Source organism: Limnobaculum zhutongyuii, from assembly GCF_004295645.1.
GTDB classification, from domain to species: Bacteria; Pseudomonadota; Gammaproteobacteria; order Enterobacterales; family Enterobacteriaceae; genus Limnobaculum; species Limnobaculum zhutongyuii.
This window is the reverse complement of record NZ_CP034752.1, coordinates 3,976,297-3,997,500: the sequence shown is the minus strand read 5'-3', so window position 1 is coordinate 3,997,500 and position 21,204 is coordinate 3,976,297. Positions and strand designations below refer to the sequence as shown.

Sequence of the window (21,204 nt, the reverse complement as noted above, 5' to 3'; positions counted from 1 at the left end):
GTGGGTTGCAAAAGAAGTAGGTAGCTTAACCTTCGGGAGGGCGCTTACCACTTTGTGATTCATGACTGGGGTGAAGTCGTAACAAGGTAACCGTAGGGGAACCTGCGGTTGGATCACCTCCTTACCTGAAAGATATGCAGTTGCGTGCAGTGTCCACACAGATTGTCTGATGAAATAAAAAGAGAGCAAAGCGTCTGCGAAGCTGACATATCTGTGTCCCCTTCGTCTAGAGGCCTAGGACACCGCCCTTTCACGGCGGTAACAGGGGTTCGAATCCCCTAGGGGACGCCACTTGCTGATAATGGGTGAAAGACATTGTCGATGAATATCTCAAAACTGGCTTACTGAGCCATGTTTGAGATATTTGCTCTTTAACAATCCGGAACAAGCTGAAATTTGAATCCTCAGCCATACATGAGTAATACACTGACATGTAGTGGACTGAGCGAGTCTCTCAATTGTTTGCAACTTTAGAATGTTGTCTTTCGAGACACCTTCGGGTTGTGAGGTTAAGTGACTAAGCGTACACGGTGGATGCCTAGGCAGTCAGAGGCGATGAAGGGCGTGCTAATCTGCGATAAGCGTCGGTAAGGTGATATGAACCGTTATAACCGGCGATACCCGAATGGGGAAACCCAGTGCAATTCGTTGCACTATCATACGATGAATACATAGTCGTATGAGGCGAACCGGGGGAACTGAAACATCTAAGTACCCCGAGGAAAAGAAATCAACCGAGATTCCCCCAGTAGCGGCGAGCGAACGGGGAGGAGCCCAGAACCTGAATCAGTTTGTGTGTTAGTGGAAGCGTCTGGAAAGTCGCACGGTACAGGGTGATAGTCCCGTACACCAAAATGCACAGATTGTGAGTTCGATGAGTAAGGCGGGACACGTGACATCCTGTCTGAATATGGGGGGACCATCCTCCAAGGCTAAATACTCCTGACTGACCGATAGTGAACCAGTACCGTGAGGGAAAGGCGAAAAGAACCCCGGCGAGGGGAGTGAAACAGAACCTGAAACCGTGTACGTACAAGCAGTGGGAGCACCCTTTGGGGTGTGACTGCGTACCTTTTGTATAATGGGTCAGCGACTTATATTTTGTAGCAAGGTTAACCGAATAGGGGAGCCGTAGGGAAACCGAGTCTTAACTGGGCGTCAAGTTGCAAGGTATAGACCCGAAACCCGGTGATCTAGCCATGGGCAGGTTGAAGGTTGGGTAACACTAACTGGAGGACCGAACCGACTAATGTTGAAAAATTAGCGGATGACCTGTGGCTGGGGGTGAAAGGCCAATCAAACCGGGAGATAGCTGGTTCTCCCCGAAAGCTATTTAGGTAGCGCCTCGTGAACTCATCTTCGGGGGTAGAGCACTGTTTCGACTAGGGGGCCATCCCGGCTTACCAACTCGATGCAAACTCCGAATACCGAAGAATGTTATCACGGGAGACACACGGCGGGTGCTAACGTCCGTCGTGAAGAGGGAAACAACCCAGACCGCCAGCTAAGGTCCCAAAGTCATGGTTAAGTGGGAAACGATGTGGGAAGGCACAGACAGCCAGGATGTTGGCTTAGAAGCAGCCATCATTTAAAGAAAGCGTAATAGCTCACTGGTCGAGTCGGCCTGCGCGGAAGATGTAACGGGGCTAAACCATGCACCGAAGCTGCGGCAGCGATATGAAAATATTGTTGGGTAGGGGAGCGTTCTGTAAGCCTGCGAAGGTGGACTGTGAGGTCTGCTGGAGGTATCAGAAGTGCGAATGCTGACATAAGTAACGATAAAGCGGGTGAAAAGCCCGCTCGCCGGAAGACCAAGGGTTCCTGTCCAACGTTAATCGGGGCAGGGTGAGTCGACCCCTAAGGCGAGGCCGAAAGGCGTAGTCGATGGGAAACAGGTTAATATTCCTGTACTTGGTGTTACTGCGAAGGGGGGACGAAGAAGGCTAGGCTATCCGGGCGACGGTTGTCCCGGTTTAAGCGTGTAGGTGGAGTGATTAGGTAAATCCGATTGCTTATTAACACTGAGGCGTGATGACGAGCCACTACGGTGGTGAAGTAGTTGATGCCCTGCTTCCAGGAAAAGCCTCTAAGCTCCAGGTAACATTAAATCGTACCCCAAACCGACACAGGTGGTCAGGTAGAGAATACTCAGGCGCTTGAGAGAACTCGGGTGAAGGAACTAGGCAAAATGGTGCCGTAACTTCGGGAGAAGGCACGCTGGCATTAGGTGAAGTGGTTTACCCATGGAGCTGAAGCCAGTCGAAGATACCAGCTGGCTGCAACTGTTTATTAAAAACACAGCACTGTGCAAACACGAAAGTGGACGTATACGGTGTGACGCCTGCCCGGTGCTGGAAGGTTAATTGATGGGGTTAGCGTAAGCGAAGCTCTTGATCGAAGCCCCAGTAAACGGCGGCCGTAACTATAACGGTCCTAAGGTAGCGAAATTCCTTGTCGGGTAAGTTCCGACCTGCACGAATGGCGTAATGATGGCCAGGCTGTCTCCACCCGAGACTCAGTGAAATTGAACTCGCAGTGAAGATGCTGTGTACCCGCGGCAAGACGGAAAGACCCCGTGAACCTTTACTATAGCTTGACACTGAACATTGAGCCTTGATGTGTAGGATAGGTGGGAGGCTTTGAAGCGGTGACGCCAGTCATCGTGGAGCCAACCTTGAAATACCACCCTTTAATGTTTGATGTTCTAACTTTGGCCCGTGATCCGGGTTGAGGACAGTGTCTGGTGGGTAGTTTGACTGGGGCGGTCTCCTCCCAAAGAGTAACGGAGGAGCACGAAGGTTAGCTAATCACGGTCGGACATCGTGAGGTTAGTGCAAAGGCATAAGCTAGCTTGACTGCGAGAGTGACGGCTCGAGCAGGTACGAAAGTAGGTCTTAGTGATCCGGTGGTTCTGAATGGAAGGGCCATCGCTCAACGGATAAAAGGTACTCCGGGGATAACAGGCTGATACCGCCCAAGAGTTCATATCGACGGCGGTGTTTGGCACCTCGATGTCGGCTCATCACATCCTGGGGCTGAAGTAGGTCCCAAGGGTACGGCTGTTCGCCGTTTAAAGTGGTACGCGAGCTGGGTTTAGAACGTCGTGAGACAGTTCGGTCCCTATCTGCCGTGGGCGCTGGAAGATTGAGAGGGGTTGCTCCTAGTACGAGAGGACCGGAGTGAACGCACCACTGGTGTTCGGGTTGTCATGCCAATGGCATTGCCCGGTAGCTACGTGCGGAAAAGATAACCGCTGAAAGCATCTAAGCGGGAAACTTGCCTCGAGATGAGTCTTCCCTTGGACCCAGAGTCCACTGAAGGAACGTTAAAGACTATGACGTTGATAGGTCGGGTGTGTAAGCGTAGCGATACGTTGAGCTAACCGATACTAATGAACCGTGAGACTTAACCTTACAACACCGAAGGTGTTTTGGTGAGATGAGATTGAGAGAGAGAAGTCGAATTTCAGCGAATGTTCAGGATTGAAATGGATGGTTGTGTGGATAGTGATATTGACATACAACGGTTCATGTACAGAATATGCCTGGCGGCGACAGCGCGGTGGTCCCACCTGACCCCATGCCGAACTCAGAAGTGAAACGCCGTAGCGCCGATGGTAGTGTGGGGCTTCCCCATGCGAGAGTAGGGAACTGCCAGGCTTTAATTAAGAGAAACCCTCAGCGTAAGCTGGGGGTTTTTTGCTTTATGCAGATTGCGAAATAATCAGAGATTAGCCCTGTCGGCCGGGCACGTTAGTGATATCAGCACATACCGGTTACGGCCGGAATATCCGCTCAAGCCAATTTGTCAGGTTCTAATCAGGAAAAACTACCATTACTGAAAGACTGAGTTTTTTACTTTATGTGATATAAAAACGGCTGCTTGATTTAAAGGATTATGAAGTATGAGAACACTTTTTATCGCCCTGTATGCACTTCTCTTTTCCTGTACCTCTATTGCCTCAACGAATCCATCTTTTGAAGAGGTTGTTCAAAAAGTATTACTTGGTTTTCATCAGCAAGATACTCAAATAATCAATTCCCTCATTAATAAGGATATTGGTATTTATATTGTGTATAAACGCGGTATTCCATACCAATATGAGCAATTATCTCAATTTGACTTTAAACAGCCGGTTCCGGAATATCTGCCCTATGAGCCTTTATCTGAAAAGCTCGTTAGAGCAAATAGCAAGATTACCCAATATAAGACTGCTGCTACGTTTGATTGTGATACGGAGCGTTGGAGTCCGACAGGTTTATCAGTAGGCAAAACAGGCAATAACCATCTCTTGTCTGAAACGGCCGCTTTTTTGAAACTGCATGAAATGACTGATATGAGCGATAAGGCGTTTGCTGATTTGAAAAAGCTTGAGTCTGTAAGCCGTAGAATAGTATTGGCATCAAATGATGGCGAAGAGTTAGTTTTTCATTTGGGATATTTTAATCAACGCTGGTATTTAACCGTTTTAGATCGTGTTTCCAGCGATTGCAGCGCTTAATTTGAAAAGCCCTAATCAACATCGTTGGTTAGGGCTTATGGAAAAATGACTACCACTTACTCACGAATTTTCCACTGTTTTGCCAGCTGGGATTTAGTTTCTCCCTGCAACCAGGTATTAATACTCTCCAGCAGCTTGGTATTATCTTTTTTAACCATATACACCTTGTGGCTCTCAGTACCAGAGAAAGGCTTTTCTGTCGCCATACAAAGTACGTTTGGTTCTTTATTCTGATAGTAATCGCCTTCGATTAGATCGGTTACCATGATGTCTGCTGTTTTGTCTCTCAGCGCCTGTAGATTATCGAAATTATCTTTAACGCGGATTATTTGTGCTTTTTTGATGTGGCTATCTACGAAGGTTTGGTTGGTACCACCAGGGTTAACCACCACTTTAACTTTAGGTTGATCGATCTTTTCTAAGTCAGGTAATTCTTTAGCAACCGAACAGCTGGCTAAAGCAATTTTCCCATTGGCTACAATCGGTTTAGTTAAACCAAATTCAGCTTTACGTTTGGCGGTTTCAGTAACACCACCCATGGCAATATCAAATTTGTCTGCAGCCAGATCGTCTGACAGGGTTGGCCAACTGGTAATGACAAAATCTACTTTCAGATTTAATGATTTACCTAGTGCATTAGCCATATCGATATCATAGCCTTCAAGCGCGCCCGAAGCATTACGATACGCTAATGGAGCGTAGTCACCCGGAACTCCTACTTTGAGTGTTCCTGACTGCTGAATTGCGTCCATAGTACGAGCCTGAACCTGTAAGCAACTCAGAATTAATGCAGTACCAACCAATAATTTGAACTTCATTTTTTATCCTTGTGGTTTGATGTGTGTTATTAATTAACATTAATCCCCAACAGAACGCCAGCAAAAGACAAGAAAATTACTTAAAGGTGTATTTTTTAGCAGGGTAAGAAATATCGTGCTGAAGGATAAATACAATACAAAATGAAGATAAGCAGAAAGGATGAATTTGGTGTATTAAAAAGCCCCGAATTTCGAGGCTTTTTAGTATTACAGAATACGACTAATTAGCTTATCAATACGAATACGCCGTAATCGACGAATTAACTTACGTATTTTGACCGGATAGAATTGAATACTTTGCAGTTGCTGATAGTGATTAACCACAAAAGTATGTGTGCGAATGCATTCCAGTTCATGCTGACGCGCTTCTTTCAATTCTCCTTTAGGATCATGAATTAAAATCGCATTTTCCAGATCCAGATGCCATGCCCGGGGGTTTAGATTATTACCCGTAATGAGCTGCCACTCATCGTCAACCCACATGCCTTTCAGGTGATAAGTATTATCTTCATCTTTCCACAAACGAACGGTTAGCAGACCCTGGTCTACATAGCGCTGTAATCGTGTAACAAAGCGACGAAGATTAATTTCATACAGGTAGGGTAGAGCACCAATAATTTTGAACGGCTGATCTTCAGGAATATAAAAATCGTTAGCGGTTTTATCACCAACGATAATTTCAACTTTCTTACCCTGACGTAATAATGAAATGATATTTTTCACTAACGGCGCAGGTAAATTGAAATAAGGAGTACATAACGTTAGTTTGTGCTCCGTACTGTTCATGAGTCGATCGATGACTTTATTTAATGGACTGTGTCGACCTAAACCAACGAATGGGGCAACGGAGAGCTCTTCATTGGTGGCGCTGTTTTCAAACTCATATCCATGAACACGTAGGCTTTGTCTGAATTTTTTAATGTCATTTTTAATTTCCTGACCGCGAGGCCGGTTTTGGCAATCTAAACTGCGAACCGCTTCTGCTGGTAACAGGAACTGTTTGACATAACCTATCATGCTGTCGGCTAATGAGGCATTTGTGATGAACTGATAGCGGTCATAACGGTATTTATCGTGTCGATGCAGATAAACGTCATTGACGCTGGCACCCGTGTAGGCAACGGTATTATCGATGACACTACCCTTTAAGTGCAGCACACCCAGCGCTTCGCGAGTATTAACCGGGACACCATAGACAGGCACTTCTACTCCAGGATGCTGTTCAGTCATTTTACAGTACCAATCAGCATTGGTACTTTCTGCGGTTGCACCAATTCGACCCCGTTGAGCACGATGCCAGTCTACTAATATAGCGACCTCTAACTCAGGGCGACGCATTTTGGCCTGATAAATCGCAGATAAAATATCGATACCCGCATCATCATGCTCAAGATAAAGCGCGATCAGGTATATGCGTTGTTCTGCACGACTAATCAAGTCAAGTAAAGTAGAACGATAATCACCTGGTGTTGATAATATTTTAATATCATCAATCCGCTGGGAAATTTTCGGCAGTTGTGCAAGGTGTTGTTGAGATTTCTTTCGTTTAAATGATGACAACATCACAAAGCATTCTTCTCTTGTTGGGTTATGGCAACAGGCCATAACGTGCAAATTGATTATCAGTTGGATCCAGTAATACTACCACCACTCGCTAAGATTGTGACTAAAAAACCGCGCTAATATTGCAAAACTGTCGCTGATATAACAGATTTTCGCCAGTAGGGTTTTCAACCAATTGATAATTAATCATATTTAAAACTACATATTCTAACTTTTATCAGATTCCCCAGCCGAAAAAGCGATAAAGCTTTCCAGTGAACGGTTTGCTTTACCGGCAAGATAACGTTGACGAAAATCCGTAAAGTAATGCTCCAAATCTTCTGAAGCATGGGAGTCGCCTGTCTGATGCAAAATTTGAATAGCGACTTCAGCGGTGCAAAGTTGCTCTTTACGGCTGGCTTCCCGTAATTGGTAACCTGAGCTCTGATCGTTATCGATAGAAAGTACAGGAAAGCGATCCAGATAGGGGCTCTTGCGAAACATTTTTCTGGCTTCTGTCCAGGTACCGTCCAGAATGATAAACAGTGGGCGTTTATTACTCTGTTTTTCAACGTGAGTAACGACCCGGTCAGGTGATGCATAAGCGGCAGGAAAGATAACATAAGGCTGATAATCCGTACTGGATAACAGTGCTAGTAGCTGAGGGTCAATATTGGTACGTGACCAGAGAAATGCTTTAGTGTCAGGTAATATATCGGCAATCAGGCGACCGGTATTACTTGGCTTTAGCGGCTCTGTATCGTACATCAACAGACAAAAAGTACTTTCGGCCAGAGTCGCTGAAAAGGAGTGACACAAGCAATGAACTCGCGGTAGCAGACAACGATGGCAACGAATGACCCTGCATCCTCTGGCGCGGAAAGGTCGAGTGGATTGAGCAAGCCGCTGTTCCCTCAACTGCAAAACAGCATTGTCAGGAAGAGAAGGGGATGCAATGTCAGAAGCCATGAGAGGTAACCTGAGATAATCTGTTGGGATTAACGTCGATAAATAATAAAGGGGCGCATGATATCGTATTCAGCGCCCCCGGGATAATTTTTTAGCGAAACCCTCAGATTTACTGCCGAGTGCTAACTATTTTTAGCTAAAACTTCACTCAGCCATTGGTCAAAAGAGGCTTTTGGAAGGGCTCCGTTCAACATATCTATACGTTGTCCCTTCTTGAATACCATAATGGTAGGTATACTACGGATACCAAAACGAGCACTCAGTTCCTGTTCGGCTTCGGTGTCGACTTTTACAAAGCGGACTTCTCTTTCCCTTTCTTGAGCGACATCTTCGAAGATCGGGGCAAAGTTGACGCACGGGCCGCACCATGGAGCCCAGAAATCAACGACGACAGGAAGGTCGTCATTTAATAATGAATCAAAAGAAGCTTTGTTAGCGTTAATGACTTCGCCATCAAAAAGCTCATGTCCACAGCGGCCACATTTTGCATCTTCCTGAATACGATCTTCAGGGATTCGATTTGTAGTCAGACAAGAAGGACAAAGGGTATTCATGCTGTTACCTCAGTGAAATTACACATTGATTTCACTTATTATGTACAAATGATTAACTATCAACAATGTGATTTCGTCGATAGTTATAATAGATTTAGACTTTTGGCAGATGATGGTGGCTTACCGACATAACATCAGGTAATCTGCGCGCCGGATGCGATGTGGAAGTGGAGATATAGGTATGAATGACTCTTTTAGCGGTAAGAACGGCAAAGTTAAAGTAATGTACGTCCGCGGTGACGACAACAAAGATGATAAGAATAACCGTCGCTCAGATAAAAAGCGCCCGGCAAACAGAAGTAACGATCGGGGCGATAAAAATGCACGTTGGGGAGATAAAGATCTTCCGCATCGTCCGGTCCGTAGTGCCAATGAAAAACCGCCTCGTTCACCATGGCAAGCAAAGTTGCAAGATGTCAGTGAGCCAGAACCTTTTGACCATGGCGGAATTAGCGGCAAAAGTCAGATCGATCCGGCTCAATTGCGTCGTCAACGTGAAGAAGAGACCAAAGTGTATGGTGAAAATGCTTGCCAGGCACTGTTCCAAAGTCGCCCTGATGCTATCGTCCGTGCCTATTTCATCCAGTCGGTAACTCCAAGATTTCGCGAAGCTCTGCGTTGGATGGCAGCTAACCGCAAAGCCTACCACGTAGTTGATGAAGAAGAGCTTATTCGCGTGTCGGGTACTGAGCATCACGGTGGCGTTTGCTTCCTGATTAAGAAACGCGGTGGTTTAACCGTGGCGGATTATTTGGCGAAAGCCGGAAAAAGCGATTGTGTACTGGCGTTAGAAAACGTAGGAAACCCACATAATCTGGGCGGTATGATGCGCTCCTGTGCTCACTTTGGTGTGAAAGGCGTTCTGCTGCGTGACCCTGGTATGCTTGAATCTGGTGCTGCTATTCGTACCGCAGAAGGTGGTGCAGAACATTTAACCGCTATCGGTATTGATGATTTCCCTCAGGCATTAGATTTATTCCGTCGCGCGGGTTATACCATCGTGACCACATCCAGCCATAAGGGAACACCGTTATCAGAAGCTGTTTTACCGGCGAAAACCGTACTGGTGTTGGGTGAAGAGCGTGATGGTCTGTCAGATGTAACCATGAAGCAAAGCGATGTGAGCGTTTCGATTGCAGGAACCGGCAACGTCGAAAGTCTGAACGTTTCTGTAGCGACCGGTATCCTACTGGCAGAATGGTGGCGTCAAAACGCCTCTCGATAATAGAGGTTGATCACCAAAACTAAAAAAGAGCGCGATGCGCTCTTTTTTATTGCGGATTGCGATATTAATTCATCAGAGTTTATCTGAGTGATGAAGTAGCACAAATTTATCCCACAGTTGTTCATTACTCTCTTTATGTGCAGGATCATGAATGATGGTGTTATCAATCGGGCAGACTTTCATGCAGGTTGGTTCATCATAGTGACCGACACATTCGGTGCAAAGGTCGGGATTTATTTCATAAATCTCAGCACCCATAGCAATTGCCTGATTTGGGCATTCTGGTTCGCACATATCACAGTTGATACAGCGCTTTGTAATGAGTAAAGCCATTTTAATACATTACCTAAAGATGCTATCCATTTCGGTTAACTAAAAACGTAGTCGAACGGGGCCTGTCAATGCCGGGGAGAGATGAATGTCGCGCACTGTAGCATAAAACTGGTGATAGCCCAATAACCATAGTGTAGAGCAAATTGGAACTAAGCCATCCATGCAGCTCAGTTCCAATGTTGGTTGCAGCTAAAGCATTATTTATCTGGGGGTGATAGCCAGTTTTATTGCCAACAACAAAAATATCCCGGCAAAACAGCGTCTCATTATTTCTATGAGATGTGGACGAGTGACAATATAACCTCTAATGCTAGAAGCGAACACGCCATAAATAATAAATACAATAAAGGTAATCAGCATAAATACAGCACTCATAGCCATCATTTCCTGTAAATAATCATTATCATTCGGGTTGATAAATTGTGGTAAAAGGGCAAAGAAAAATAGCGTTAACTTTGGATTTAAAATATTTAGTAATACGCCAGAAACGATAATTTTTCGCGAGGATGATGGAGGACTATTTAGTTCAATAGTAAAAGAACCTTTGGATTTCAACATATTCCATGCCATAACGATTAAATAGACCACTCCGGCATATTTTAACACCTCAAAAAGATAGCTATGGGTATGTAAAATAACAGCTAAGCCAGAAATAGCAGCCAGCATATGGGGAACTATACCCAGTGTACCTCCAAATGAAGCCGCAAAGCTTGCCCTATGACCACCAGACAATCCACTGGCTAAAGTATAAAAAACACCAGCACCCGGTAAAATGGCAATGACCAGAGCCGTAATTAGAAATTCAGCACTCATCTTTTCTCCTGAATCAGGTAAGACATTTATTTGATGCTGAAGATGGCAGAATGAACTGGGAGGTGTCTTGAACGAAATTGCAGAAAGCTATCAGATAAGTGACTGGCGTAAGCGACCCGGAGTGATCCCTAATAAACGGGTAAAAGCGCGGGTCATATGGCTTTGATCGGCAAAGCCAGCCTCAAGAGCTGTATCGCTGAGGCTTTTATTGGTTGCCAGTAATTTGCGGGCTAAATGAACGCGTCGTTGAAGCAAATAAGCGTGTGGAGGTAATCCCACTTCTTTGGCGAATCCACGCAATAGCTGAAAACGGCTTAGGTTAGTAAGGTGTGCTAATTCCTGAAGTGAAACTGGTTGTTCAGGAGCATCATCAAGACGTTGTCGCGCTAAAGTGACCGCCGGAGAATGAGTAACAGGCCGATAGTATCTGGTTCCATAATGGCGAAAAGTGTAATGCAACAGCAATTGGTTCATCTCTTCTATTGCCATCATGTCCGGAGTTTTGGTGTTAATAACGTTGCAGAATGCTGAAAATATCCCAGCAAATCGGATGTCATTCAGCGCCGGGCGAGTAATTTCGCTATAGCTGTCAGCTTCATCTGCTAACGTATTGGCGACAAAGGTAGGATCAAAATAGAACATATCCCACTGCCTCACATGGCTACCAATTGACATTCCATCGTGTATTTCTCCAGGGTTAACCGTAATCAAGTCTCCGGGGAGAGCTTGAATCTGACCTATACCACTCCATGAACGGTGGCCTCCGCTTCTAATCATGCCAATACCGAATAATTCATGAAAGTGGCGGGGAAATGTACTGTTTGAAACCAGAGACATCATTTCCAGACCCGGTGTATAGGTTTTGTGGGCATGTGCATAATGAATTCTGGTCATAAGATAAATCTCCTGATGGTATTCACCGACTATATCAGGGATGGTACGGATAGCGAATACCGCTTCTTCACAATAGGTATCCCTTTTCCCTGCGATAAAAACAGCAATAAACGGTATACTTATTATATATGCCGCTGAATAGCCGGATATTAGCGAATATTAACATCCTGTTTCAGACAGAAAATTTTAGGAGTTAGCGTGTCAGATAACCAATCACAACAAAGGAACGTGTTTTTCGATCTGGATGGAACATTGCACCAACAGGATCTGTTTGGCAGTTTTCTTCGTTATATGATTCGTCGCTTGCCGGCTAATCTGATTATTCTGATACCTCTGCTGCCGGTCATTGTTTTAGGCTTGCTGATTAATGGACGTAATAGCCGTTGGCCAATGAGTTTAATGTTATGGGCCATTACTGCGGGTCAGAATGAAGCACGATTGAAATGGCTGGAACAGCAGTTTATTCAAAACTTCCGACAGGGTGTGGTTCCTTTCCCGGTTGTTCAGGGGCGTTTGGCGGAATATTTGAATGATGAGAATACTCAAGTATGGTTACTGACAGGTTCACCTCAACGCCTGGTTGAAGAGGCTTATGCGGACTCTTTCTTTCTGGGGAAAGTTAATCTGGTGGGTAGCCAAATGGTTAGTCGCTATGGCGGCTGGGTTATTGATATGCGCTGCTTAGGCAAACAAAAGGTTGTTGAACTAGAACAACGTTTAGGTAAACCGCTGTCACTATATAGCGGCTACAGCGACAGTATTCAGGACGACCCGGTGCTTGCCTGCTGCCAGCATCGATGGCGGGTTGATGGTCAGGGTAATCTAAAAGAACTGGAGTAATCATCGCTAACCGATGATAGTGATTAATATAAAAGGTAGAGTAATTAATGATGATGACGCATTACAGTGACGAAGACTGGATGCGCTATGCGCTGGAGCTAGCTGAGCGGGCCGACAAAGAAGGGGAGATTCCCGTTGGCGCAGTGTTAGTACAAGATAATCAGGTGATTGCTGAAGGCTGGAATCGGCCTATTAGTACCCATAATCCCACCGCTCATGCAGAGATCATGGTATTACAGCAAGGTGGGTTAGCGCTGCAAAACTACCGGTTATTAAATACCACGTTATATGTCACGTTAGAACCTTGTGTGATGTGCGCAGGGGCAATGGTACACAGCCGTATTCAGCGTTTAGTTTATGGTGCCAGCGATTTAAAAACCGGAGCTGCCGGTTCTTTGATGGATATTTTGGGGCACCCCGGTATGAATCATCATGTTGAAGTGACAGCTGGTATATTGGCGGAAGAGTGTTCTGCAAGGTTAAGTGACTTTTTTAAACGTCGACGGGAACAGATAAAATTACAGAAAATGTTGCGGCAGGGTCTGAGTTAATTGCCGCATTAATGATTAGTTTTGTTCCCGAGGTATTGGCTGCCTGAGCTGAAACTGATTGGGTTTAATCGCCGGGTAAGATTTACCCAATTCAGCGTCTTGCGCTGCAGTTTGTCTGGCTTTAGCTAACTGACGATCTTTTTCCTGCAGATAACCTTCCAGACTAAGTTGATAACGGCGAATATTCTCAACAAATTGATAAGCCTGATAGCCACGAGCATAGCCATAGCGGGTTTTACTGTAATACTGTTTCTGAGTTAGCATAGTTAGACGTTTTTTAACATCTACCCAACTGTCCGGATTCCCACCTTGTTGTGCCGTCAGACTTCTGGCATCCAACATATGGGCATATCCCATATTATAGGCAATCAGAGCAAACCAGATTTTTTCCTCTTCGGGAACGCTATCCGGAATTTTTGCCATCAGTTGTTCCAAATAGGTCAATCCTCCGCGAATGCTTTGTTCAGGATCCAGACGGTCAGTAACTCCCAATGAGTCAGCGGTACTGCGGGTAAGCATCATAATACCGCGTACACCAGTCGCTGAGGTTGCAGTTGGGTTCCAGTGTGATTCCTGATAGGCAATTGCAGCAGCCAGACGCCAGTCGATCCCTTTGGCATATTTCTCGAACAGAGGTTTCAGGCCGGGAAGCGTATTATCAATAGCATTTAGAAAGGTTTTGGTGTCGACATAGTCAAATTCACCGACGTGACCCAGATATTTCTCTTCCAGCTTTGCCAGCGTGCCATCTTCATTAATTTGGTTGAAGAAGTTCAGCATGGCGGCATCCAGACTGTTATCTTCCGTTTTACGCACGTACCACATCACCGGCTCTTCTTCCGTGATATCGAAAGCTACTGCCAGGTTAGGATAAACTCGCTGAATCATGGCAATAGTGACGGAGTCGGCAATGGTGTAATCCAGTTTGCCATCGGCCACTTGCTTTAACAGATCAACAGAAGAATCGGAGGGTGTTGCATCCCAACTGAGATCGGGATACTTACTCTTTTTTAGCTGATGTAATGTAGAAATACTGGCAGCACCAGCCACCACCGTTAACTTACCTTTAATATTGGCCAGTGATTGGGGCTTGGGCATATTTTGGCGATAAACCAACTGTTGTGAAACAGAATAGTAGGCAGGACCAACATTCAGGTTTTTCATACGCTCAGGGTTAAAGATAAGCCCCGCAGCCAGCATATCAGTGTCACCATTTTCTAACTGAGTAAACAGGCTGGTAACGTTGTGTTCGGTTTCAATATTTAATTTAACACCAAGATAGTCAGCAAACTGTTTCGCCAGCTCATAGTCGAGGCCGTCAATCCCGGTGCTACTTTGATAGTAGTAGGGAGTAACGTTAAGAGTGGCAACATTGAGGACGCCGCGTTGCTTAATTTTCTGTAATTGAGTGCTGTTATCGCCGCACCATTGCAGCGTTGGCCACATGGCTAAGGCCAGTAGCAGTGTGACAACACCAATAAACAGATAGTTAATCTTTAATGGCTTCAAATATCGTTCTCTAAATCAGGTGAATTTTTTTGCTGAATACGAATAGAGTTAAACATTCATGGGCTTTGAAATCACTCTAGTTTGGGTTATCTCGTATAGCTGCTTATCGTTTGATAATAAATGGAATTCTCAGTTAATTTTTCATCAGGAAAGGGATAGTCCTGAATTTATAGACAGGCATTTTGCTTAACTAAAGACAACATAGCAAATACTATGTTTCATCAGATTCATTATTCGGGTGAAAAATAATAGCTACGCAAACGGTTTCGTCATTGAGTTTGATTCTCTATAATAGGCGCAGTTTTTTCCGCTTAAGCCTTAGAGGTCATCACAATAGGCGGTTTTTCAGGGGTTTTACTGAAATATGAAACCGATTGGATTAAGGTACCTATTGTGATGGCCTCTTTAGACCAGAGAAATTCTACTATGGAAATTTTGCGTGGCTCGCCTGCTTTATCTGCTTTTCGTATCAATAAGTTACTGTCTCTTTGTCAGGATCTCCAACTGCCGGTCAGCGATATTTATGCTGAATATGTGCACTTTGCGGACTTGATCACACCATTGTCAGAAGATGAACTGACAAAGTTAAAGCGGTTGCTGAAATATGGTCCATCACTGGCAGAACACGAGCCACAGGGACGCTTGTTACTGGTGACGCCAAGGCCGGGAACCATTTCTCCCTGGGCATCGAAAGCGACGGATATTGCACATAACTGTGGATTGTCACAGATCCACCGTTTAGAGCGGGGGATCGCCTACTATATTCAGGCGGAAAATCTTTCTGAGTCTCAATGGCACATTTTGTCCGGTTTATTGCACGATCGAATGATGGAATGCGTGTTTACTGAACCTCAGCAAGCGCAAGCGTTGTTTTCTCAGCATCAGCCAGCGCCATTTGTGGTAGTTGATGTGCTGACTGAAGGTCGCCAGGCGCTGGAAAAAGCTAACGAAAAGCTTGGGCTGGCGTTAGCACCCGATGAAATTGACTATCTGCTGGATGCCTTTACCGGCTTACAGCGCAATCCAACCGATATTGAACTCTACATGTTCGCTCAGGCTAACTCTGAGCACTGTCGGCATAAAATCTTTAATGCTGACTGGGTGATTGATGGTAAAACGCAGCCCAAATCGCTGTTTAAAATGATTAAGAATACCTATGAGCAGACACCGGACTACGTTCTGTCTGCTTATAAGGATAATGCTGCGGTAATGGAAGGCTCTGAAGTGGGGCGCTTCTTTGCCAAGCCTGATAGTGGTGTTTATGACTATCATCAGGAAGCCGCGCATATTCTGATGAAGGTAGAAACCCATAACCATCCAACAGCCATTTCTCCATGGCCGGGAGCAGCAACGGGTTCCGGTGGTGAAATTCGTGATGAAGGTGCAACCGGTCGTGGTGCAAAACCCAAAGCGGGCCTGGTTGGCTTTTCGGTTTCTAACCTGCGTATTCCCGGTTTTGAACAACCGTGGGAGCAAGACTTCGGTAAACCCGATCGTATCGTTAACGCACTGGATATTATGACCGAGGGGCCGCTTGGCGGCGCGGCGTTTAATAATGAGTTTGGTCGCCCAGCATTATTAGGCTATTTTCGCACTTATGAAGAAAAAGTGAACAGCCATAACGGTCTGGAACTGCGCGGTTACCATAAGCCAATTATGCTGGCGGGTGGTATTGGCAATATTCGAGCCGACCACGTACAAAAAGGTGAAATTACCGTTGGTGCCAAACTGATTGTATTGGGTGGACCAGCGATGAATATCGGTCTTGGCGGTGGGACTGCTTCTTCAATGGCTTCGGGCCAATCTGATGCAGATCTGGATTTTGCATCAGTACAGCGTGATAACCCTGAAATGGAACGTCGCTGTCAGGAGGTGATCGATCGCTGTTGGCAGTTGGGTGATGATAACCCGATTCTGTTTATCCATGACGTTGGTGCTGGTGGTTTATCCAATGCGATGCCTGAATTAGTTAGCGATGGTAATCGTGGCGGTAAGTTTGAGCTACGTGACATTCTCAATGATGAGCCAGGAATGAGCCCATTAGAGGTTTGGTGTAATGAATCTCAGGAGCGTTATGTTCTGGCGGTAGCGCCAGAAAAGTTAGCGTTGTTTGATAGCCTGTGCCGCCGTGAACGCGCACCTTATGCGGTAATTGGTGAGGCAACAGAAGAAAAACAGCTGACCCTTCACGATCGTCATTTTGACAACGACCCTATTGACCTGCCGTTAGATGTCCTGCTGGGTAAAACACCGAAAATGGTTCGGGATGTCAAAACATTAAACTCTGTCTCTCAGCCGTTAATAAACGCGGATATTTCGCTGGAAGAAGCGGTTAAGCGCGTCCTGCATTTACCAACGGTGGCAGAAAAAACTTTCCTGATCACCATTGGAGACCGTTCAGTCACCGGTATGGTGGCTCGTGATCAAATGGTTGGTCCATGGCAAATTCCGGTTGCGGATTGTGCTGTGACCACCGCCAGTTATGACAGCTATTATGGCGAGGCCATGTCTTTAGGTGAGCGAGCACCGGTTGCGTTACTGGATTTCTCTGCTTCAGCTCGTCTGGCTGTAGGGGAAGCGCTAACTAATATTGCTGCAACTCAAATCGGTGGGTTAAAGCGCATTAAACTTTCTGCTAACTGGATGGCCGCTGCTGGCCATCCGGGAGAAGATGCCGGCCTGTATGCTGCAGTAAAAGCGGTGGGTGAAGAACTGTGCCCTGCATTAGGCATCACCATTCCAGTGGGTAAAGATTCGATGTCAATGAAAACCCGCTGGCAGCAAGAAGGTGAAACTCTGGAGATGACCTCTCCGCTGTCGCTGGTGATTACCGCGTTTGCCCGAGTGGAGGATGTACGTAGTACGGTTACTCCGCAACTGCATACTGAAGAAGACAATGCATTGTTGCTTATCGATCTTGGCGAAGGCCGAAATGGACTGGGAGCGACAGCATTAGCTCAGGTATATCGTCAACTGGGCGATAAGCCGGCAGACGTACACAGTGCGGATAAATTGGCGGCTTTCTTTAATGCGATGCAGGCTTTGGTAGCCCGACGTTCACTTTTGGCTTATCACGACCGTTCTGATGGCGGATTAATGGTAACGCTGGCGGAAATGGCATTTGCCGGTCATTGTGGATTAAAGGTCGATCTGCAATCGCTGGATAGCGATATGTTATCGGTTCTGTTTAATGAAGAGCTGGGGGCCGTTATTCAGGTTTCTCAGGCCAAACTCGCTGAAGTGAAAGCTTGCCTGTCATCGTTTGGGTTAACTGACTGTGTACATCACATTGGTTGTGCCGTGTCGGGTGATGAAATCGATATTTTTTATGGTGACAAGCCAGTCTATAAGCAAAGCCGTCAAACATTACGTATGTGGTGGGCTGAAACAACATGGCAGATGCAACGCCTGCGCGATAATCCGGACTGCGCTGATATGGAACATCAGGCAAAACAACAGGCGAATGACCCAGGTTTGAATGTCAATCTGAGCTTCGATGTTAAAGAAGACATTGCCGCTCCTTATATTGCTAAACAGGTACGCCCTCGGGTTGCGGTGCTGCGCGAGCAAGGCGTTAACTCTCACGTTGAGATGGCGGCCGCTTTCCATCGTGCGGGGTTTGATGCTGTTGACGTACATATGAGTGATTTACTGTCGGGAAGCATGCAGTTAGATGGTTTCCATACGCTGGTGGCCTGCGGTGGCTTCTCTTATGGTGACGTATTAGGTGCCGGAGAAGGATGGGCGAAGTCGGTACTGTTTAATAATCGGGTACGCGATCAGTTTGATGCTTTCTTTAATCGTCAGGATACGTTGTCTCTTGGCGTCTGTAATGGCTGTCAGATGATGTCTAACCTGAGTGAGTTGATTCCGGGTTCCGAACACTGGCCACGCTTTGTACGTAACCTGTCAGAACGTTTTGAAGCGCGCTTTAGCCTGGTGGAAGTGACACGTAGCCCATCGTTGTTGCTGCAAGGTATGGAAGGTTCACGCTTACCGATTGTGGTTTCTCATGGTGAAGGGCGGGTCGAAGTCCGTGATGCACAACATTTGACGGCATTAGATCAATCCGGGCTGGTTTCTATGCGTTATGTGGATAATTTCGGTCAGGTTACTGGGAACTATCCGGCTAACCCGAATGGTTCACCAAAAGGAATCACGGCAATCACCAATAAGGATGGACGGATTACGTTAATGATGCCTCACCCTGAGCGTGTTTTCCGTACGGTGAGCAATTCCTGGCATCCGGCGGAGTGGGGCGAAGATGGACCATGGATGCGGTTGTTCCGTAATGCCCGTAAGCAGCTTGGTTAATAGCAGCTGTTTATAATAAAAAGGCGACGAAAGTCGCCTTTTTAATAATATGAAAAATAAGGGATTTCTTAGTTCTGTTGGTAAATGCAGACAATAGGGGTAATAAGATGTCTCAAATAAGAGACATATAACCACATGATTTTGTTAAATAATTAAAGTGAGATAAAACACTGTCGGTTTTTAGAGACAGATCGAGCAGAGATTCACCATGAGAGTAGCGCTACAAAATTACCCTAGCTATCAGATAAAAATAAAATATTATATTTATCAATATGTTGTGATATTTATTTTAAATGTGGCACGCTACGTGCATTATCTTATGCGTCGCTCATTCACCTTTTTATGTCAGAACACAATTTGTGGTGCTACATAAGCCTTAGAATGATGCCAAAGCCATGGTACCTATCGTCTACCAACCCGATATTCACTGCTTCGGCAGCTTATCAAACATCAGACGACACGTTGAGTGAGGTGCCAGCCTGTGTCAGGTTGTGATGAACCTGCTGTTATGAACAACACTTCATCAATTATTGACACATATGGATGTTATTCGTCAGGTCTATCGATGTCAGGTTATGCCTACATCACTCAGAAGACGAAAACTCAGGACATCCACGTATTTCTCCCGAAGGATGGCAACGTCCTTCGGGAATTCACGCACAAAAGTAGACGAAATTCGTTAGGCACTTACCATCTTTTGGTTAAGTGCTTTTTTTTTGGCTGCGATATGGCAGTAGCTAAACGGTTTAACACAGAAAAGCCGTTTAGCTGTTTTTTGAGTTATTATGCCGCTAATGGACAAATGCGGGGCAATCCAGACGTAAGAAAATCTTTGATGAAACAGGTTAAAGCACTATTTTCTTCCATCAGGGTTAGTTAGCATCGTTACTGATTGATTTACCATGAGAGTATCAGGTTGAAAAAATTGAACCGTTTTCCTCATTCCCTTCGTCAACTGGTGTTACTGGCATTCTTGCTGGTGCTATTGCCGTTGTTGATTTTGGCTTATCAGGCTTATAAAAGTTTAGATTTGCTTAGTGAGCAGGCTGCGGATAGTAACAATACGACGCTGAAAGATGCGCGACGTAGTGAAGCGATGACCAATCTGGCACTTAGTATGGAGCGCAGCTATCGGCAATATTGTGTATTGGGTGATAAAACGCTGGAGACGCTCTATCTAAACCAGCGTCAACAATATGCTGAAATGTTGGAGATGCATGCAGCAATTATTCCCGATCAAAACTATTATAAAACGCTTAAGCAGCAGCAGGCGGGGCTGGCCGAAATTCACTGTAAGAATAGTGGGCCAAATGAAGAGTCGTCCATTTTATTAGAGCAGTTCTCCAAAGCAAACGCGGATATGGTTCAGGCTACACGAGCTATTATTTTCTCTCGCGGTGAAAAATTACAGCAGGCCATTGCGGATAAAGGTTACTTCTTTGGACAACAGGCGCTGTTGCTGTTTTTGCTTAGCGTATTTTTGGTTTTCCTGTTTACCCGAATGATCATTGGGCCTGTAAAACGGGTTGAGCGTATGATTAACCGTTTGGGAGAGGGAAAGTCTCTGAGTAACCTCACCGCATTTAAGGGACCGAGGGAGATCCAGTCTCTGGCACAACGTATTGTCTGGTTGAGTGAACGTCTTTCGTGGTTAGAATCACAGCGCCATGAATTTTTGCGGCATATCTCTCATGAACTAAAAACACCGCTGGCCAGCATGCGTGAAGGTACGGAATTATTGCTGGATCAGGTTGTCGGACCGTTAACCGACGATCAAAAAGAGGTCGTGTCTATACTGGATAACAGTAGCCGACATTTACAACAACTGATTGAACAACTTCTGGATTACAACCGTAACCAGACGGATGTACGTACCGAAAAAGAGCATCTTGATCTGCAGGTTATGGTTTCTGCGGTAATTTCCGCCCATAGTTTGCCTGCACGGGCTAAACTTATGCGCACGGAATGCCAGCTGGCACTGAGCCATTGTTGGGCAGAATCGGTATTATTAATGCGTGTTCTTGATAATCTCTATTCCAATGCAGTGCACTATGGCGCGGAATCCGGTACCATTTGGGTTATTAGTCGTCAGGTTGGGCAATCTATTCAAATAGATATCGCCAATACCGGAGAAAAAATCCTGCCTCAGGAAAAAACGATGCTGTTTGAGCCGTTTTATCAGGGGAGCCGCCAGAGAAAAGGGGCGGTAAAAGGCAGTGGCTTGGGATTGAGCATTGCCCGTGATTGTATCCGTCAGATGGACGGTGAATTGCTGCTGGTCGATGTAGACTATGCCGATGTGTGCTTTCGAATTGAACTACCGTTAACTGCTGAGAAGTAA

The 21,204-nt window shown here is 45.6% G+C and carries 14 protein-coding genes, 1 tRNA gene and 3 rRNA genes (1 of these 18 only partly in view); 10 read left to right on the top strand and 8 right to left on the bottom strand.

Annotated features, from left to right (window positions below):
- The 5 genes from EKN56_RS17835 to EKN56_RS17815 form a co-directional block, all read left to right on the top strand.
- Positions 1–124: ribosomal RNA gene (locus EKN56_RS17835) — 16S ribosomal RNA — on the top strand (it extends 1,419 nt beyond the left edge of the window).
- A 91-nt stretch (positions 125–215) separates the two neighbouring features.
- Positions 216–291: transfer RNA gene (locus tag EKN56_RS17830), tRNA-Glu, on the top strand.
- Positions 292–507: 216 nt separating this feature from the next.
- Positions 508–3,413: ribosomal RNA gene (locus tag EKN56_RS17825) — 23S ribosomal RNA — on the top strand.
- A 130-nt stretch (positions 3,414–3,543) separates the two neighbouring features.
- Positions 3,544–3,659 (top strand): 5S ribosomal RNA (gene rrf, locus EKN56_RS17820).
- Together the 16S, 23S and 5S rRNA genes with 1 tRNA gene alongside form the textbook arrangement of a ribosomal RNA operon.
- A 245-nt stretch (positions 3,660–3,904) precedes the next feature.
- Positions 3,905–4,501: a hypothetical protein gene (locus EKN56_RS17815; protein WP_130593037.1), complete on the top strand. Its 597-nt coding sequence runs from the start codon at positions 3,905–3,907 to the stop codon at positions 4,499–4,501.
- 56 nt (positions 4,502–4,557) lie between these two features.
- Here EKN56_RS17815 and EKN56_RS17810 read toward each other — a convergent pair whose 3' ends face one another.
- From EKN56_RS17810 to trxC, 4 genes are all read right to left on the bottom strand, one after another.
- The gene (locus tag EKN56_RS17810) at positions 4,558–5,319 is read right to left on the bottom strand and encodes a transporter substrate-binding domain-containing protein (RefSeq protein WP_130593036.1); all 762 of its coding nucleotides are present in this window, start codon (positions 5,317–5,319) and stop codon (positions 4,558–4,560) included.
- Between the two features lie 207 nt (positions 5,320–5,526).
- A complete protein-coding gene (gene pssA, locus EKN56_RS17805) occupies positions 5,527–6,882 on the bottom strand; it encodes a CDP-diacylglycerol--serine O-phosphatidyltransferase (protein WP_130593772.1) in 1,356 nt (451 codons plus the stop codon).
- 207 nt (positions 6,883–7,089) lie between these two features.
- The gene (locus EKN56_RS17800; RefSeq protein WP_130593035.1) at positions 7,090–7,830 is read right to left on the bottom strand and encodes a tRNA-uridine aminocarboxypropyltransferase; all 741 of its coding nucleotides are present in this window, start codon (positions 7,828–7,830) and stop codon (positions 7,090–7,092) included.
- A 122-nt stretch (positions 7,831–7,952) separates the two neighbouring features.
- A complete protein-coding gene (gene trxC / locus EKN56_RS17795; protein ID WP_130593034.1) occupies positions 7,953–8,384 on the bottom strand; it encodes a thioredoxin TrxC in 432 nt (143 codons plus the stop codon).
- Between the two features lie 181 nt (positions 8,385–8,565).
- Here trxC and EKN56_RS17790 point away from each other — a divergent pair, with 181 nt between their 5' ends.
- The gene (locus tag EKN56_RS17790; RefSeq protein WP_130593033.1) at positions 8,566–9,609 is read left to right on the top strand and encodes a tRNA/rRNA methyltransferase; all 1,044 of its coding nucleotides are present in this window, start codon (positions 8,566–8,568) and stop codon (positions 9,607–9,609) included.
- Between the two features lie 72 nt (positions 9,610–9,681).
- Here the strand turns inward: EKN56_RS17790 and EKN56_RS17785 are convergent, their stop codons facing one another.
- From EKN56_RS17785 to EKN56_RS17775, 3 genes are all read right to left on the bottom strand, one after another.
- Positions 9,682–9,942 carry a YfhL family 4Fe-4S dicluster ferredoxin gene (locus tag EKN56_RS17785; RefSeq protein WP_130593032.1) on the bottom strand — a complete coding sequence of 87 codons (261 nt, stop codon included), beginning with the start codon at positions 9,940–9,942 and terminating at the stop codon, positions 9,682–9,684.
- Positions 9,943–10,143: 201 nt separating this feature from the next.
- Entirely contained in the window at positions 10,144–10,755 is a 612-nt protein-coding gene (locus EKN56_RS17780) for a LysE family translocator (RefSeq protein WP_130593031.1), read from the bottom strand.
- A 90-nt stretch (positions 10,756–10,845) separates the two neighbouring features.
- The gene (locus EKN56_RS17775) at positions 10,846–11,649 is read right to left on the bottom strand and encodes a helix-turn-helix domain-containing protein (protein WP_210405312.1); all 804 of its coding nucleotides are present in this window, start codon (positions 11,647–11,649) and stop codon (positions 10,846–10,848) included.
- Positions 11,650–11,847: 198 nt separating this feature from the next.
- Between EKN56_RS17775 and yfhb the strand changes: the two genes are divergently transcribed.
- Together yfhb and tadA are read left to right on the top strand one after the other, a co-directional pair.
- Complete coding sequence (gene yfhb, locus EKN56_RS17770) at positions 11,848–12,489, top strand: phosphatidylglycerophosphatase C (RefSeq protein WP_130593030.1); 642 nt, start codon at positions 11,848–11,850, stop codon at positions 12,487–12,489.
- 53 nt (positions 12,490–12,542) lie between these two features.
- The gene (tadA, locus tag EKN56_RS17765) at positions 12,543–13,040 is read left to right on the top strand and encodes a tRNA adenosine(34) deaminase TadA (RefSeq protein ID WP_130593770.1); all 498 of its coding nucleotides are present in this window, start codon (positions 12,543–12,545) and stop codon (positions 13,038–13,040) included.
- Between the two features lie 15 nt (positions 13,041–13,055).
- Here the strand turns inward: tadA and mltF are convergent, their stop codons facing one another.
- Entirely contained in the window at positions 13,056–14,549 is a 1,494-nt protein-coding gene (gene mltF / locus EKN56_RS17760) for a membrane-bound lytic murein transglycosylase MltF (RefSeq protein ID WP_130593029.1), read from the bottom strand.
- Between the two features lie 426 nt (positions 14,550–14,975).
- On the opposite strand from mltF, the gene purL reads away from it, so the two are divergent.
- Both purL and EKN56_RS17750 read left to right on the top strand, forming a co-directional pair.
- Positions 14,976–18,863, top strand: a complete 3,888-nt coding sequence (gene purL / locus EKN56_RS17755; protein WP_130593028.1) for a phosphoribosylformylglycinamidine synthase — start codon at positions 14,976–14,978, stop codon at positions 18,861–18,863.
- A gap of 892 nt (positions 18,864–19,755) precedes the next feature.
- Positions 19,756–21,204 carry a sensor histidine kinase gene (locus EKN56_RS17750; protein WP_407656497.1) on the top strand — a complete coding sequence of 483 codons (1,449 nt, stop codon included), beginning with the start codon at positions 19,756–19,758 and terminating at the stop codon, positions 21,202–21,204.

Excerpts from the sequence above, each read along its gene's own strand:
- EKN56_RS17780 (WP_130593031.1), bottom strand. The coding sequence starts at position 10,755 with ATGAGTGCTGAATTTCTAATTACGGCTCTGGTCATTGCCATTTTACCG.
- EKN56_RS17790 (WP_130593033.1), top strand. The coding sequence starts at position 8,566 with ATGAATGACTCTTTTAGCGGTAAGAACGGCAAAGTTAAAGTAATGTAC.
- pssA (WP_130593772.1), bottom strand. The coding sequence starts at position 6,882 with ATGTTGTCATCATTTAAACGAAAGAAATCTCAACAACACCTTGCACAA.
- EKN56_RS17800 (WP_130593035.1), bottom strand. The coding sequence starts at position 7,830 with ATGGCTTCTGACATTGCATCCCCTTCTCTTCCTGACAATGCTGTTTTG.
- EKN56_RS17785 (WP_130593032.1), bottom strand. The coding sequence starts at position 9,942 with ATGGCTTTACTCATTACAAAGCGCTGTATCAACTGTGATATGTGCGAA.
- tadA (WP_130593770.1), top strand. The coding sequence starts at position 12,543 with ATGACGCATTACAGTGACGAAGACTGGATGCGCTATGCGCTGGAGCTA.
- purL (WP_130593028.1), top strand. The coding sequence starts at position 14,976 with ATGGAAATTTTGCGTGGCTCGCCTGCTTTATCTGCTTTTCGTATCAAT.
- EKN56_RS17775 (WP_210405312.1), bottom strand. The coding sequence starts at position 11,649 with ATGACCAGAATTCATTATGCACATGCCCACAAAACCTATACACCGGGT.
- trxC (WP_130593034.1), bottom strand. The coding sequence starts at position 8,384 with ATGAATACCCTTTGTCCTTCTTGTCTGACTACAAATCGAATCCCTGAA.
- EKN56_RS17810 (WP_130593036.1), bottom strand. The coding sequence starts at position 5,319 with ATGAAGTTCAAATTATTGGTTGGTACTGCATTAATTCTGAGTTGCTTA.
- EKN56_RS17815 (WP_130593037.1), top strand. The coding sequence starts at position 3,905 with ATGAGAACACTTTTTATCGCCCTGTATGCACTTCTCTTTTCCTGTACC.